This is a genomic window from Pseudomonas zanjanensis (assembly GCF_014268745.2).
Lineage (GTDB): Bacteria > Pseudomonadota > Gammaproteobacteria > Pseudomonadales > Pseudomonadaceae > Aquipseudomonas > Aquipseudomonas zanjanensis.
This window is the reverse complement of the sequence record NZ_JABWRB020000001.1, coordinates 2,202,499-2,215,385: the sequence shown is the minus strand read 5'-3', so window position 1 is coordinate 2,215,385 and position 12,887 is coordinate 2,202,499. Positions and strand designations below refer to the sequence as shown.

Below are 12,887 nucleotides of genomic sequence, written 5' to 3'. Positions count from 1 at the left end.
ATGCAATACACTCAACACTCATCCGCCGCGTTGCCCATCGATGACAGGCCGATACGCCGCGTCGGCTACCTCATGCTGCTGGTCACCTTTGGCCTGTTCGGTGGCTGGGCGGCGTTGGCCCCGCTCGACAGCTCGGCACTCGCGCCGGGCGTGGTGACGGTCAAAAGTTACCGCAAGACGGTGCAGCATCTGGAAGGTGGCATTGTGCGCGAACTGCGGGTGCACGACGGAGATCTGGTGAAAATCGGTGATGTGCTGTTGGTGCTCGACAATACCCAGGCACGTTCGGAAATGGAAACGACCCGCAGCCAGTTGATCGCCGCGCTCCAATTGCAGGCCCGGTTGGAGGCTGAACGTGACGCGCTGCCCGAACCTGCGGCGGTGCCGACCCTGGACCTCGCGGACCCGCGGGTACAAGAAGCCCGCGACAGTGAAGCGCGAATTTTCCAGACTCGACGGACCTCGTTGCTGGGTGAAATCGGCTTGCAAGAGACGACCATCGGACAAATCGAGGAACAGGTTCGCGGATTCAAGGCCATCATCGCCAGCAAACAGATGCTGGCCGCCTCCTATCAAGAGGAAATAGTCGACTTGCGGGCACTGCTTGCCGAAGGCTACGTGGACAAACAGCGGCTGCGCGAGCAGGAGCGCAGCCTCGCTCGCCTGCAAACCGAAATCGCTGAAAGCCAGTCCGAAATCGCGCAAGCGCGGGTCCATGTCGACGAGGCGAAGTTGAAGATCCTGCAGTTGAAGAAGGCCTTCGCCAGCGAGGTCGCCGGCCTGCTGGGCGATGCGCGGACCAAGGTGTACGAATTGCGCGAGCGACTGGCAACCCTGCAGGACCGCGACCAGCGTACCGATATTCTCGCGCCGGAGTCCGGAATGGTCATGGGCATGACCGTCCACACCCTGGGTGCCGTGGTCAGCCCGGGCACTGCGCTGCTGGACATCGTCCCGGCCAACGAGGAGCTGATCGTCGAGGCCCAAGTGTCGCCGATGGACATCGACCGCATTGCCTTGGGCAAGTTGGCGGACATTCGCTTCAGCGCATTCAAGAGCAGCACCACGCCCGTCATCGAGGGACGGTTGGTGCAGATCTCCGCTGACCGCCTGATCAACAAGGACACTGGCGCAGCCTATTACCTGGCACGTGTGGCCCTGACGGACAAAGGGCGCCAGACGCTGGGCAACCTTACCCTGGTGCCGGGCATGCCGGTCGAAGTGCTGGTCAATACGGGCGCGCGGACGCTGTTGCAATATTTGATACAGCCGGCGAGCAACGTGTTCGCGCGTTCGTTGATCGAGGACTGAAATGAAGTGCTTGATCATGATGTGCCTGGCCCTCGTGCCGTTGGGAGTCCTCGCTGACGACACTTATGTCGACCTGTGGCAGTTGCACCAGGAAGCGCAGGGGGCCGATCCGCGCGTCCTGCGGGCACAAGCCCTGACCCGCAGCGGCGAGGGCAAGGAACGCGCAGCCTTTGGCCAATTGCTGCCGCAGCTAAATGCCAGCAGCAGCCTCAACCGCAGTCGGCGCGACGATGACCTGAACCGTATCCAGTACAACGGCAAGCGCATGGCCGTGGTGCTCAACCAGGTGATCTATGACCCGCAGGTCTGGCGCAGTTACCAGAAGTACATCGAGTTGACCCGGCAGAGTGGCTATGAGTCCGACGATACCCGGGTGCAGGCCAGCATTGATCTGTCCGAGCGCTACTTCGCCGTGCTTGCGGCGGAAGACGAATTGTCGCTGGTGCGCAGCGAACTGGAGGCGACCGAACGTAACCTCAAGCGCGTCAAGGCCTTGTACGCCCGGCAGATGGCGATGGTCACCGACGCATTGGATCTTGAAGCGCGGGTGGACGCGCTCAAGGCTGACGAGATCGAAGCCAGCAACAAGGTCCTGGTCAGTCGTGAGGCCATCTCTGAACTGGTGGGGCGCGATGTCAGCGAGCGATTCAAGCGCATTGGCGACAATCCAGCCTTCAGTCTGCCGGCGCAAGCACAAGACGATTGGGTGCAGGCGGCGCTGGACAGCAACCCGGCGCTGCACGCCCGCGAGCACAGTGTCCGCGCCGCCGAGGCGGCCATCGCTGAAAACAAGGCGGGGCATCTGCCTCGGCTGGGGCTGAACTTGACGGCGCAACGCAGCGACATCGGCTATGAAGGCGCCGTGACGCCGCGCTCGGACAACCTCGTTGCTTCCCTGGACTTGCAAATGCCGCTCTACAGCGGCGGTTCTACCCGTGCACGGGTATCGAGTTCCGAAAGTGACAAGGAAGTCGCCCAGCAAGAACTGGAAGCCTTGCGACGCCAGGTCATCAAGGAAACCCGCACGGCTTATCTTGGCATGACGGCCGAACTCAGTCGGATCAAGGCAACGCGTCGCGCGCTGGAATCGGCTGGAAAGTCACGGATAGCCACGGAAAAAGCCTTCGGCTACGGCGTCAAGAATGCGGTCGATGTGCTCGATAGCATCAAGGAAGAGTTTCGTGCACGGCGTGATTTCTATCAGTCCCAATACAAGTTCGTGACCAGTTTGCTGGTATTGCATCGCTGGAGCGGGCGATTGGGAGATGGAGATATTCGCCGGGCCAATGAGTGGTTGGTTGCGCCATAGTTCAGTGGATTCAAGATATAAAAGATGGCTAAGCAATATCACTTTTGCTGTTTCTAATGCAAAATACCCCCTTTTTTGTAGCGGCCACATTTCGGAAGGCCGCAGATTGCTCACAGGAGACTTCACATGCCCACTCCGGTTGGTTATTCATACACTTCGTCGGCAACGCTGACCGGCAATGCACAAGTCGACAGCTTGCTGGTTGGTACCTACTGGATGGGCAACACCTGGAGCACCGGTACGTTCACCACACCCCTGACGTACAGTTTCATGACTGAGACTTCGCGTTTTGTTCGCTCCTACAGCAGTGACAATGAGTATGAGGCCAGCTACGTCCTGACGTCAGCCCAGCAAAACGGCATTACCAGTGCGCTCGGCATGTGGGGTTCGATCGCCAACATCAAATTCACCCAGGTCAGCGAATCCTACACTGCGGTAGGCGACCTGCGGTTCGGTGGCTATCTGAATATGGATAGCGACACCGCAGCCTGGGGCTATTTTCCCGCCGATACGCCCAGCGGCGGTGATGTCTGGCTCGGGCCAGTGACGAATAACCCGGCCCCGGACAAGGGCACCTACGACTATCTGGTTTTCATGCATGAGATCGGCCATGCACTTGGTCTCAAGCATCCGTTCTCCCAAAGTCTGTCAAACACCACGGTGCTTGCAGATCGGTTCGATGACGTTCGCAATACCATCATGAGTTACAACACCTCGTATTCCTATGAGCCCACCACCCCCATGGTGCTGGATATTGCCGCCATCCAAAGTCTCTATGGGGCCAACACTCAATGGCAGACCGGCAATAACACGTATCGCTGGGAGTCCGGCCAATCGGTTTTCGAGACGATCTGGGACGCCGGCGGCGTTGACACGATCGATGCGAGCAACCAGTTGGCAGCAGTCCGTATCAACTTGAATGAAGGCCAGTTCAGCAAGATCGGCCAAGCGTTTCTGAACCTCGACACCCAGACGGCCTTCAATGAAGGACTGGCGATCGCCTACGGTGCCAAAATTGAAAACGCATTCGGCTCGGCCAATGGCGACACACTGATCGGCAATGCATTGGCCAATGTCCTGAACGGTCGCGCCGGTGAGGATACGATGATCGGTGGGGCTGGCAACGACACTTATGTCATCGATAGCATCGGTGACAAGGTGCAGGAAAGCAGCACCTTGGCCAGCGAAATCGATGCTGTCATTTCGTCCGTCAGTTACGTCCTGGGTGCCAATATCGAGACGTTGAGGCTTGGCGCAAGCGCCAATATCAACGGCACGGGTAACGCCTTGAACAATCGCATCGACGGTAACGCCGGCGCCAATACACTGGATGGCGGCAGCGGTATCGATAACTTGATGGGGGGGGCGGGCAATGACACTTACGTGGTCGACAACCTCAAGGATGTCGTCAGCGAAACCAGCGCTCTGGCAAGCGAAATCGACACTGTGCGTTCTTCGGTAGGCTGGACGCTGGGCGCCAACCTGGAAAACCTGATCCTGGCCGGTTCCGCGTCTATTAACGGCAGTGGCAATGCCCTGAACAACGTGCTGACTGGCAACGCCGGCAACAACGCGCTGAACGGTGGAGCCGGGTGGGACACACTGATCGGTGGCGCGGGCAACGACACCTATGTGGTCAACGACCTCAGGGATATTGTCAGCGAAACCAGCACCCTGGCCGGTGAAATCGATACGGTGCGCTCCTCACAGAAGTGGAGCCTGGGCGCCAATCTGGAGAACCTCACGCTGACCGGCAGCGCTCACCTCAAAGGCGGTGGTAACGCCCTGAACAACGTGCTGATCGGCAACGCCGGCAACAATGAGCTGATCGGTTGGGCAGGCAGCGACACGTTGGACGGCGGCAGCGGCATCGACACGCTTGTTGGCGGTACCGGCAACGACACCTATGTGGTCGACGACCTCAAGGATATTGTCAGCGAAACCAGCACCCTGACCGGTGAAATCGATACCGTGCGCTCCTCACAGAAATGGAGCCTGGGCGCCAATCTGGAGAACCTCACGCTGACCGGCAGCGCTCACCTCAAAGGCGGCGGTAACGCCCTGGACAACGTACTGATTGGCAACGCCGGCAACAACGAGCTGAGCGGCTGGGCGGGCAGCGACACGTTGGACGGCGGCAGCGGTATCGACACACTTGTTGGCGGTACCGGCAATGACACCTATGTGGTCGACGACCTCAAGGATATTGTCAGCGAAACCAGCACCCTGGCCGGTGAAATCGATACCGTGCGCTCCTCACAGAAATGGAGCCTGGGCGCCAATCTGGAGAACCTTACCTTGACCGGTAGCGCTCACCTCAAAGGCGGCGGTAATGCCCTGGACAACGTGCTGATCGGTAACGACGGCAACAACGTGCTGAGCGGTTGGGCGGGCAATGACATGTTGAGCGGCGGCCTGGGAACTGACAGCCTCACCGGCGGAACCGGAAGCGACCGCTTTGTCTTTAATACGCTGGGTGAGCTGGGCATAGGGAGTTTGCGTGACACCGTTTCCGACTTCAGCAGCCTGCAGGGTGACAAGCTGGACCTGTCGAAACTGGATGCCAATCTCCTGACCGCGTTTGCCGACACGTTCAGCTTCATCGATTCCAATGGCTTCACCGCAGCAGGGCAACTGCGCTTCGTCGACCAGGTGCTGTACGGCAACGTCAATGGTGATTTGGCGGCGGATTTTGAAATCCAACTGACGGGCGTCAACATGCTTAATGCCAACGATCTGATCGCTTGATGAAGCGGTTTCGGGCCCTGTGAAAAAGAGGGCCCTTGATCGCTGAGTGCGGCGCTTGGCCTTATTGATGTCGATCGGCATCAAAATCATTGACTGCTACGATTATGATCATCATCATAAGCCTCCCAGTCAATGAAACGCGCTGATGTCGGATACTTGGACAACCACAGTTGCGATCTTCTGACCGGATAACCTCGATAACCGGAAGGAAACTCATGATGATCAATAAACCCGTGGCGTTGGTGACTGGCGCTTCATCCGGCATCGGAGAAGCCATCGCCCATAAGCTCGTTGCGGCAGGCTACAACGTCTATGGCACCAGCCGGCGAGGCGCGCGCGCCGGCCACCAGGGCTTTCCTCTGCTGATGCTGGACGTCACCGACGATGCCAGCGTCGAAGCGGCCATCCAGGAGCTGTTTCGATTGGAGGGGCGGATCGATCTGCTGGTCAACAACGCCGGCTTTGGCATTGCGCCCGCAGCGGCGGAAGAGAGCTCAATCGAGCAGGCCAAGGCCCTTTTCGATACCAACTTCCTCGGCATCGTACGCACGACTCGTGCGGTGGTGCCGCATATGCGACGCCAGGGTGTTGGACGCATCATCAACATTGGCTCCATCCTCGGCGTCGTGCCTGTTCCTTATGCCGCGCTCTATTCGGCCAGCAAGCACGCGGTGGAAGGTTATTCCCAGGCGCTGGATCACGAGTTGCGTACACACGGCATCAGGGTCACGGTGGTCGAGCCCGGCTATACCAAGACCCAATTCGAGAACAACAACCTCCAGCCCGACGCCAAGCTCGACGTGTACGCGGACATTCGGATAAAAGTGACCAAAGTGGTGAACCAGGCCATGGCGACCGCCGACGGTCCCGACGTGGTGGCCGATGTGGTGCTCCAGGTCGCGCGCGCCGCACGGCCGAAGTTGCGCTATACCGCTGGCAAGGCGGCCGGTCAGTTGCAGTTCCTGCGCAGCTTTGCTCCGGCGCGCTTGCTGGATTCGGGTATCCGCAAGGCGCTGCAGCTCGAAACCAAATGGCCGTCCCAGGCACACTGAGGCCCCTGAGCGGGCCTGGTCACTTCATGTCCCTGGCCTGCACCCACAGCACTGCGTCTTGCGACAGGGGTTTGCCCTTGTGGGTTTTCGTCGCGCCGATGTCGAGCGCCGCAATGCCCCACCAGCCGGCCCGGGGCAGGCCAATGGTCACGATGCCTTGGGCGTCCGAGTATGTGCTGTGGGCTTTGAATGAAGCCTGGGGCGCCATGACATAGTCTTGCTGGCCAAAGGCGTTTTTCTCGAGATCAACGGAATGGTTGACGTACTCGATTTCGACTTCGGCGAACGGCACAGGCTTGCCGTCGGCGAGCACCACGGCGCGGAACACACCGCCCGTCCAGTTGGCGTAAGGCTTGTTCAATGGCTGGATCTCAACCGGCAGCCCTTGTGGTTCTGCCCAGTTACTGGGGACGCCGCCGACGTTCACGATCAATTTGGTGAACTGTTGGATGTACACGTCTTCCTCGGTTTCCAGGTAGGGCTCGGGTTCGAGTACGAAGATATGGTCACCCAGTGAACGCACCACCTCTCGCGGAATCGAGGCACGATAGGCCGTCGTTCGGTTGTCGCGACTCTGCCACTCGACGGGGCGCAAGTACTGGCGCAGGTCGATTTTTTCCGCGCCGTGGGCGCTGGTGTGGCTAAAGGACCGAGGTGCACCCATGTCCATGGTGGGGCCGCCCGAGAACGGATGAGTGAACACCAGCGCGAACTCGAGTTTTTCCGCGCGCTGCAGTGCCGTTTCTTCGAGGTAGAGCATCTGGAAATGGGCCTGGGCAGCGCCGGTCAAGCCAGTGAATGTCGTAGCGGCCAGGGCTTGGAGCAGTTTTCGTTTGAACGTCATGGTCGTTTTTACCTTGAAATGTCGGAAGACTGAATCGTGATTTCATGGCCGGCTCCGCCGAGGAATACCACCGAGTAATTCCCGGCGGGGGGCTGGAAGGTATAGGTGTTGTCCTTGTCGATCTCACCTTGGAGCAACACCTTGTTGCTCGGGTCCTGGACATGGATTTGTCTTCCGACGGCCGAACTGCCATCGGTGAAGCCGGCCTCGCACGCCACCCGGCCATCGCCCTTGATATAGCAATCGAAGACGGGGCCGTGGGCGAAGGCTGCGTGGCAGACCAGTAGAGCGCCTGCCATCGGTATCCGCAGTGCTGAATCCATGAGTTTCATAACGTCTCGCCGTCAAGATCGATCATTGGGGAGGCGACTGACCGTCGCCCTTCGTGTTGTCGTTGCCAGTCTCGGCGAAGGCCGCCAGCAAGGCTTCCAGGTTCGAGCCCAGGAGTGCTTCGTACCCGTTGGCCGTGTCGGCGAGCATTCCCGGGTTGCCCGTATCGAGTATCAGCAGCCGTGCCCCGCCGTCCTCGATGGCCTTGGCAATCCTGGCTTCCGGTGCCCATTTATGGACCACCACGTGGATGTCACGCTCGCGCAGGTATTGGGTCAGTGCGGCGCGGTCGGTGTCGCTCCAGTCGATGTCCTGTCGAACGAACCAACCGTCGACAAAGACGCCGAACTCGCCGAACAGGTAGATGAACTCATTGGCCAGCGACAGCACGCGCAGATCCGGTACCGCCGTCAGCCGGGCACCGTAGTCGGCCTTGAGCCGGCGCAAACGACTTTCGAGCGCGGCGAGGTTGTGTTCTATGCGCGGCGCATCGGCAGGGGCCAGGCGTGCCAGGTCGGCGGCGATCAACGCCGACATGCGCATGGCATTGACGGGGCCGAGCCAGGCGTACGGCGATGAGCCCTGATCCACATCGCTCGCGGCGGCCCAGGGCACGTCGTTCGCTGGCGCACGGGTCGCAGCCACGCCGGGCTTGATGCTGTCCCATGAGCGCGAGGCATCGATCTCGGCGATCCGCAGGTTGTGGCGGCGTGCTGTCGCGTACAGCGGGTCCGCGCGCCAGAGACTGCTGAGGGTGACCACGGCTTCGGCCTGTTGGAACATCGCAGCGTCGAGGCGCGACAACGCGTTGGCCTGGCTTTCCATGGGCACGGCCACGTCCACCGGAACGCGGACGACCTCCAGGGTCGTGCCGGCGCTAAGTGCGGATGTGAGCGCATAGACGGCAGGCAATGCGACCAGCACTTGCTGCCTGCCGGTATCGGCAAAGGCCGAACACGAGAGGCCCAGCAGCAGCGCCAACCAGGACCTGTATAACCCCTTCCTGTTCATACGCTGGCCCCCCTGAACCGGGACGTAGTGGCGCGCATGACGGTGGTGGCGACGAACACCAGGGCGGCAACTATCACGATGGCGCCGCCCGTCGGTACGGGAATGTGGAATTGCATCGGCGCCAGGATGCCCACCACGCAGGAGAAGGTCGCAATCAGAATGGCGCGCGCGACCAGCCCCGGCAGCGAACGGCTGATGTTGCGTGCTGCCGCGGCCGGTATGAGCAACAGGGCTTCGACGAGTACGGCACCAATGATTTTCAGGCAAGCGACCGTCACCAGGGTGACCAGCACGACAAACACATACTCGACGCTTCGCACCGGCACGCCGCGGGCGTGGGCCAGGCTTGGGTTGAGGCTGGCCAACAGCATGCCGTTGTACAGCGGCAACCCCAGCAGCGCACACAGTGCCGTGACGCCAAGCAGCACATTCATGTCGATGTGGTCCACCGCGAGGATGGAACCAAACAGCACGCTTTCCATCACGTGGGTGTTGATCTTGGCCGAGACGAACAGCAGCAGTGAGGCCCCGACCGCCAGGGAGATGGACAGGAACACGCCGATCAGCGTGTCATTGGCCAGCGTGGTGCGATGCTGCGTGTACTTCAACGTCAGGGCAAACAGCAAGCAGAAGCCGAACATCGAGAAGTAGGGGGATGTATAGGCTTCGCCGATCAGCACGCCAATGGCGACACCGGTCATCGCCGCATTACCGACGGACTGACTGAAGAACGCCATGCGCTTGATCATCACCATCGACCCCAGCACGCCCAGCAGCGGGCCGATCAGCACCGCGCAGAGCAGTGCATTGATCACGAACTCGTACTCGAACGGCTGCGGCAGCAGGCCACTGGCGGCGAGCGCCTGCAGGTGGTTGCGAATGAAGTCGTACAGGGCGTTCATTGGCTCCCCTCCAGCGAATACGCGATCTGGTCGGGTGCACCATGGAACAGCACTCGCCGGTTGATGACGGTCACCGATTGGGCGATGCGCCGGACCTGTTCCAGGTCATGGTTGATCCACAGGATGGTGACGCCTCGACCGTGCAACTCGGCCACCAGCGCCTCCACCAGATGCACGCCGGGTTCGTCGATGCCAGCGGTCGGTTCGTCGAGGATCAACAGCCAGGGCGCCGGGCTGATCGCCTGGGCCAGCAGCACGCGCTGGCGCTGGCCACCGGACAGGCTGCCAAAGGGCTTGGCGCCCATGCCTGCCACGCCGGTACGCGCCAAGGCCTCGGCATGGGTCGCCTTGGCGGATCGGTTCGAGCCCAGGAAGGCCGGCCGGCGTTGGCCGAGCAGGGCCATGAGATCGTTGACCGTTATCGGCACGTTGCGGTCGAGGTCCGGCAATTGCGGGACATAGCCCATGGGTGTCGTCACCTCCCCCTCGAAGCGGACCGTTCCCGTATGCGGCATCTGGCCCAGCAGCGTGCGCACCAGTGACGTCTTGCCGCCGCCGTTGGGGCCGACAAGGCAGTGCAGGGCACCGGCTTCCACCCGAAAACTGACGTCGTCGAGCACTTGCGTACCGCCCAGTTGCAGGCAGATGTTATCGAACACGATGGCGGGACCGCGCATGACCTGTTCCTCTTTCATCGCTGCGTAAACTCAATGGCTTCGGCCAAGGTCTCGAGGTTTTCGCGCATCGCCACCTCGAACTCGTCCGCGCTGTAGGTATCGCCGGTGATGTGCGACAGGGCAAAGACCTTCACGCCGGTCGCGGCTTCAATAGGTTTGGCGAGGTCGAGCGAGAAGTTTTTCTCGGCAAACAGCACCCGCACATTGGCCTTCTTGATCGCATCGACGGTGTTGGCCAACTGGCGCGCGGTCGGCGCGACGCCGTGACGAGGCTCGATCACGGCCCTCACGAACAGGCCGAACTCCTGCATCATGTAGTCGTAGCCGGCATGGGTGGTCGCGCAGCGGAACGCTGACAGATCCAGAGCGGCGAAGCGGGTCATGAAACCGGCCCGTAATGCTCGGATGCGTGCGGCATAGGCGAGGGCGTTGTGTCGATACGTCGCAGCGTTGCCCGGGTCCAGCTCCCCCAACCGGCGAGCGATTTCGAAGACCTGCTGTATCGCTGCGGTGGTGGAGACGAACGTGTGCGGATTGACCACCTTGGCACCGCCCTGGTCACCGCCGATGGGAATCAGGGCCACCGAGGCATTGGCCTGGATGATCGGCAGCGTCGTTCCCCGACCGGCCGCCTTGACGATCTGAGAGGCCCATTCATCGTGGCCGATGCCGTTGACGACCAGAGCATCGAGCGTCATCGCCCGGGTGATGTCGTCCGGCTGCGGCTGATAGTTGTGCGGATTCGCTTGCGCCGGGATGAGCGCCACGACCTCGGCCCGATCACCGACGATATTCGCCACGAAGCTGTAGTAGGGGTGCAAGGTGACGCCAATCTTGAGCTTTTTGCCCAGGGGCACAGTCGGGCTGGCGAGTGCGATGGCGGGTATCAGCATCAGCAGCGCAAGGCAACGGCGCCATATCGCGCGGTGCTTCGGAGAAACGGTCATGGCTGGTTTCCTTTTACGCGTTCGACTTCACTGGCGCCGTCATAAGGGATGACTTGGCGCCAACCTTTGCCGACCAGCGATTCGGGCTTGACGATGCCGGGGTAGGGCGCGTTCGGGTCGGGGTGGACCCAGATCGTCGCCTGGTTGGCCCACATGACGCCGGCATGGGCGTGGCCAATGACGAGCAAGTAGGCGCTCTGGCCAGGCGCGCGGCCGGCGGCGCCGTAGTAGACCGTGGCGCCCTGGCCCTGGGTGGCTTGCGACACCTCGCTGGTGGCCGGGGCCGGCGCGTCGTCCTCGTGCCCGTCGTCGGAACCGGCATGGGGCAGATGGCCGCCAGGCAGGATCAACTGCCAATGGACTTGGCCGTTGGTCTTCCAGAAGGCGTCGCGGTAGAAGGGTGGCAGCCAAATTTCCTGGGCACGTTCCAGGGTGATCCAACCGCCGGTGTCGTTGTTGTTCCAGATGATTTCTTCCCCAGCAGGTAGCAGAGCGCTGTGGATGGCCTGGTCGACCGCACCCAGCCCATCGAAGGAACGCACTTGCCAGCCCAAGGGTATCGGCGGGCCGGGGTGCTTTGGGCGCAGCAGCACATAGCCTGTCACGCTGGCGATGATTGCCAGGGCCGCCAGCAGCAGGGCCAGCGATTCCCAGCGGCCGGAAGCCGGGCGCACGACCTTGTTCGCGCCGTTGGGGTCAGCGCAGGGCCAGGTTCGCGACAGGCGAGCCATCAGACAAACCCGATCCAGCGCCCGAGGCCGATCACGCACGCCCACAGCGCCAACGAGCAGAAACCGGCCACGCGGGCCTGGCCGGGGGGCGGCAGGATCGTGTCCCATTCGTCGATCCGCCGATAGGCGCCCAGGTGGAAGATTGCCATGTTGAGGCCCGCCAGCAGCAACAGGCCCATCTTCCACCAGAACACGCTGTTCTGCGCATAGGTGGTGGCATTGGAGGCGAACATGAGCAGGCCGGTGACCACACAGGCTGCGAAGGCAACCCAGGTGTAGGGCAACAACTCCTGGATCAGCCGGAGCGCGCTTCGACGATGGGAGGCGATGCCGAGCAGGCGCAAGTCGACGACGGCGATGGTCCCGAACACAAGGGCGATGCCGATCACATGCACCGACTCCAGGTTTGGAAAAATCGAGCCCGACTCTCTGATCCGGGCCGCGACCGTGGTGTCCTCGAGGGCTTGCAGTATCGATTGGATGTCCATGGCGAATACCTGAAAAAAACATTGAAAACGCTGGGATCAGTAGGCAATCCAGCGACCGCAGAAGATCACGACGCACCACAGGACAATCGACAGCCAGGCCAAAACCCTGATGGGCGGCTTTTCGTCGTCGCTTGATGCGGGGTCGACAGTGCGCAGCAACGGACGCCGGACCAACCAGGTCAGCGTGAACACGGCGACGACCAGAAACATCTTCAGCCAGAACGTTGTGTTGACGAGCACGCGGTCGGGCTCGCCAATGACCATGACCAATCCACTGAGGAGCAGGACGATGAGGGCGGCGCGCATCCACGGGTAGTAGCGGCGCACGACGCCACCCATGGGCTCATCGGTGGCGAATACGCCGGCGAGCCTGAGGTCGGAGATGACCGCGGCGCCGAAGATCACCGCGATGGCGACGATATGAACGCTCTGGACGGTGGGCACGACCCAGAACATGTCCCTGATGGCTGTGCTTAGCGGCGACGCGTAGATCCAGGCGATGATGAGTTCTGATGACATCTGCTTTGCTTCCGCGTT

The 12,887-nt window shown here is 61.3% G+C and carries 13 protein-coding genes; 4 read left to right on the top strand and 9 right to left on the bottom strand.

All coding sequences use genetic code 11. The annotated features are described in order from the left end of the window. The 4 genes from HU715_RS09245 (at nucleotide 1) to HU715_RS09230 (ending at nucleotide 6,420) form a co-directional block, all read left to right on the top strand. Complete coding sequence (locus tag HU715_RS09245; protein WP_225917582.1) at nucleotides 1–1,311, top strand: HlyD family type I secretion periplasmic adaptor subunit; 1,311 nt, start codon at nucleotides 1–3, stop codon at nucleotides 1,309–1,311. 1 nt (nucleotide 1,312) lies between these two features. Beyond that, complete coding sequence (locus tag HU715_RS09240; RefSeq protein ID WP_186706714.1) at nucleotides 1,313–2,620, top strand: TolC family protein; 1,308 nt, start codon at nucleotides 1,313–1,315, stop codon at nucleotides 2,618–2,620. 126 nt (nucleotides 2,621–2,746) lie between these two features. Then, entirely contained in the window at nucleotides 2,747–5,368 is a 2,622-nt protein-coding gene (locus tag HU715_RS09235) for a M10 family metallopeptidase (protein ID WP_186706715.1), read from the top strand. Between the two features lie 218 nt (nucleotides 5,369–5,586). After that, complete coding sequence (locus HU715_RS09230; RefSeq protein ID WP_186706716.1) at nucleotides 5,587–6,420, top strand: oxidoreductase; 834 nt, start codon at nucleotides 5,587–5,589, stop codon at nucleotides 6,418–6,420. A gap of 19 nt (nucleotides 6,421–6,439) precedes the next feature. Here HU715_RS09230 and HU715_RS09225 read toward each other — a convergent pair whose 3' ends face one another. The 9 genes from HU715_RS09225 to HU715_RS09185 are packed head-to-tail and all read right to left on the bottom strand — an operon-like array spanning nucleotide 6,440 to nucleotide 12,869. After that, on the bottom strand, nucleotides 6,440–7,264 hold the full coding sequence (locus HU715_RS09225; RefSeq protein ID WP_186706717.1) for a DUF4198 domain-containing protein: 825 nt from the start codon (nucleotides 7,262–7,264) through the stop codon (nucleotides 6,440–6,442). Between the two features lie 8 nt (nucleotides 7,265–7,272). Next, nucleotides 7,273–7,563 (bottom strand): hypothetical protein, encoded by a 291-nt coding sequence (locus HU715_RS09220; protein ID WP_225917581.1) that lies wholly within the window; start codon nucleotides 7,561–7,563, stop codon nucleotides 7,273–7,275. 55 nt (nucleotides 7,564–7,618) lie between these two features. Next, complete coding sequence (locus HU715_RS09215; protein ID WP_186706719.1) at nucleotides 7,619–8,605, bottom strand: metal ABC transporter solute-binding protein, Zn/Mn family; 987 nt, start codon at nucleotides 8,603–8,605, stop codon at nucleotides 7,619–7,621. Continuing rightward, on the bottom strand, nucleotides 8,602–9,507 hold the full coding sequence (locus HU715_RS09210; protein ID WP_186706720.1) for a metal ABC transporter permease: 906 nt from the start codon (nucleotides 9,505–9,507) through the stop codon (nucleotides 8,602–8,604). Before HU715_RS09210 ends, HU715_RS09215 begins: the two co-directional genes overlap by 4 nt. Beyond that, the gene (locus HU715_RS09205; protein ID WP_225917580.1) at nucleotides 9,504–10,184 is read right to left on the bottom strand and encodes a metal ABC transporter ATP-binding protein; all 681 of its coding nucleotides are present in this window, start codon (nucleotides 10,182–10,184) and stop codon (nucleotides 9,504–9,506) included. Before HU715_RS09205 ends, HU715_RS09210 begins: the two co-directional genes overlap by 4 nt. Before the next feature lie 14 nt (nucleotides 10,185–10,198). Continuing rightward, nucleotides 10,199–11,131 (bottom strand): metal ABC transporter solute-binding protein, Zn/Mn family, encoded by a 933-nt coding sequence (locus HU715_RS09200; protein ID WP_186706722.1) that lies wholly within the window; start codon nucleotides 11,129–11,131, stop codon nucleotides 10,199–10,201. Beyond that, nucleotides 11,128–11,862 (bottom strand): DUF6162 family protein, encoded by a 735-nt coding sequence (locus HU715_RS09195; RefSeq protein ID WP_186706723.1) that lies wholly within the window; start codon nucleotides 11,860–11,862, stop codon nucleotides 11,128–11,130. Before HU715_RS09195 ends, HU715_RS09200 begins: the two co-directional genes overlap by 4 nt. Further along, nucleotides 11,862–12,350 (bottom strand): DUF6644 family protein, encoded by a 489-nt coding sequence (locus HU715_RS09190; RefSeq protein WP_186706724.1) that lies wholly within the window; start codon nucleotides 12,348–12,350, stop codon nucleotides 11,862–11,864. Before HU715_RS09190 ends, HU715_RS09195 begins: the two co-directional genes overlap by 1 nt. A gap of 36 nt (nucleotides 12,351–12,386) precedes the next feature. Continuing rightward, nucleotides 12,387–12,869, bottom strand: coding sequence for a DUF6644 family protein (locus tag HU715_RS09185; protein ID WP_186706725.1), 483 nt, complete (start codon nucleotides 12,867–12,869; stop codon nucleotides 12,387–12,389). Nucleotides 12,870–12,887 lie beyond the last annotated feature (18 nt).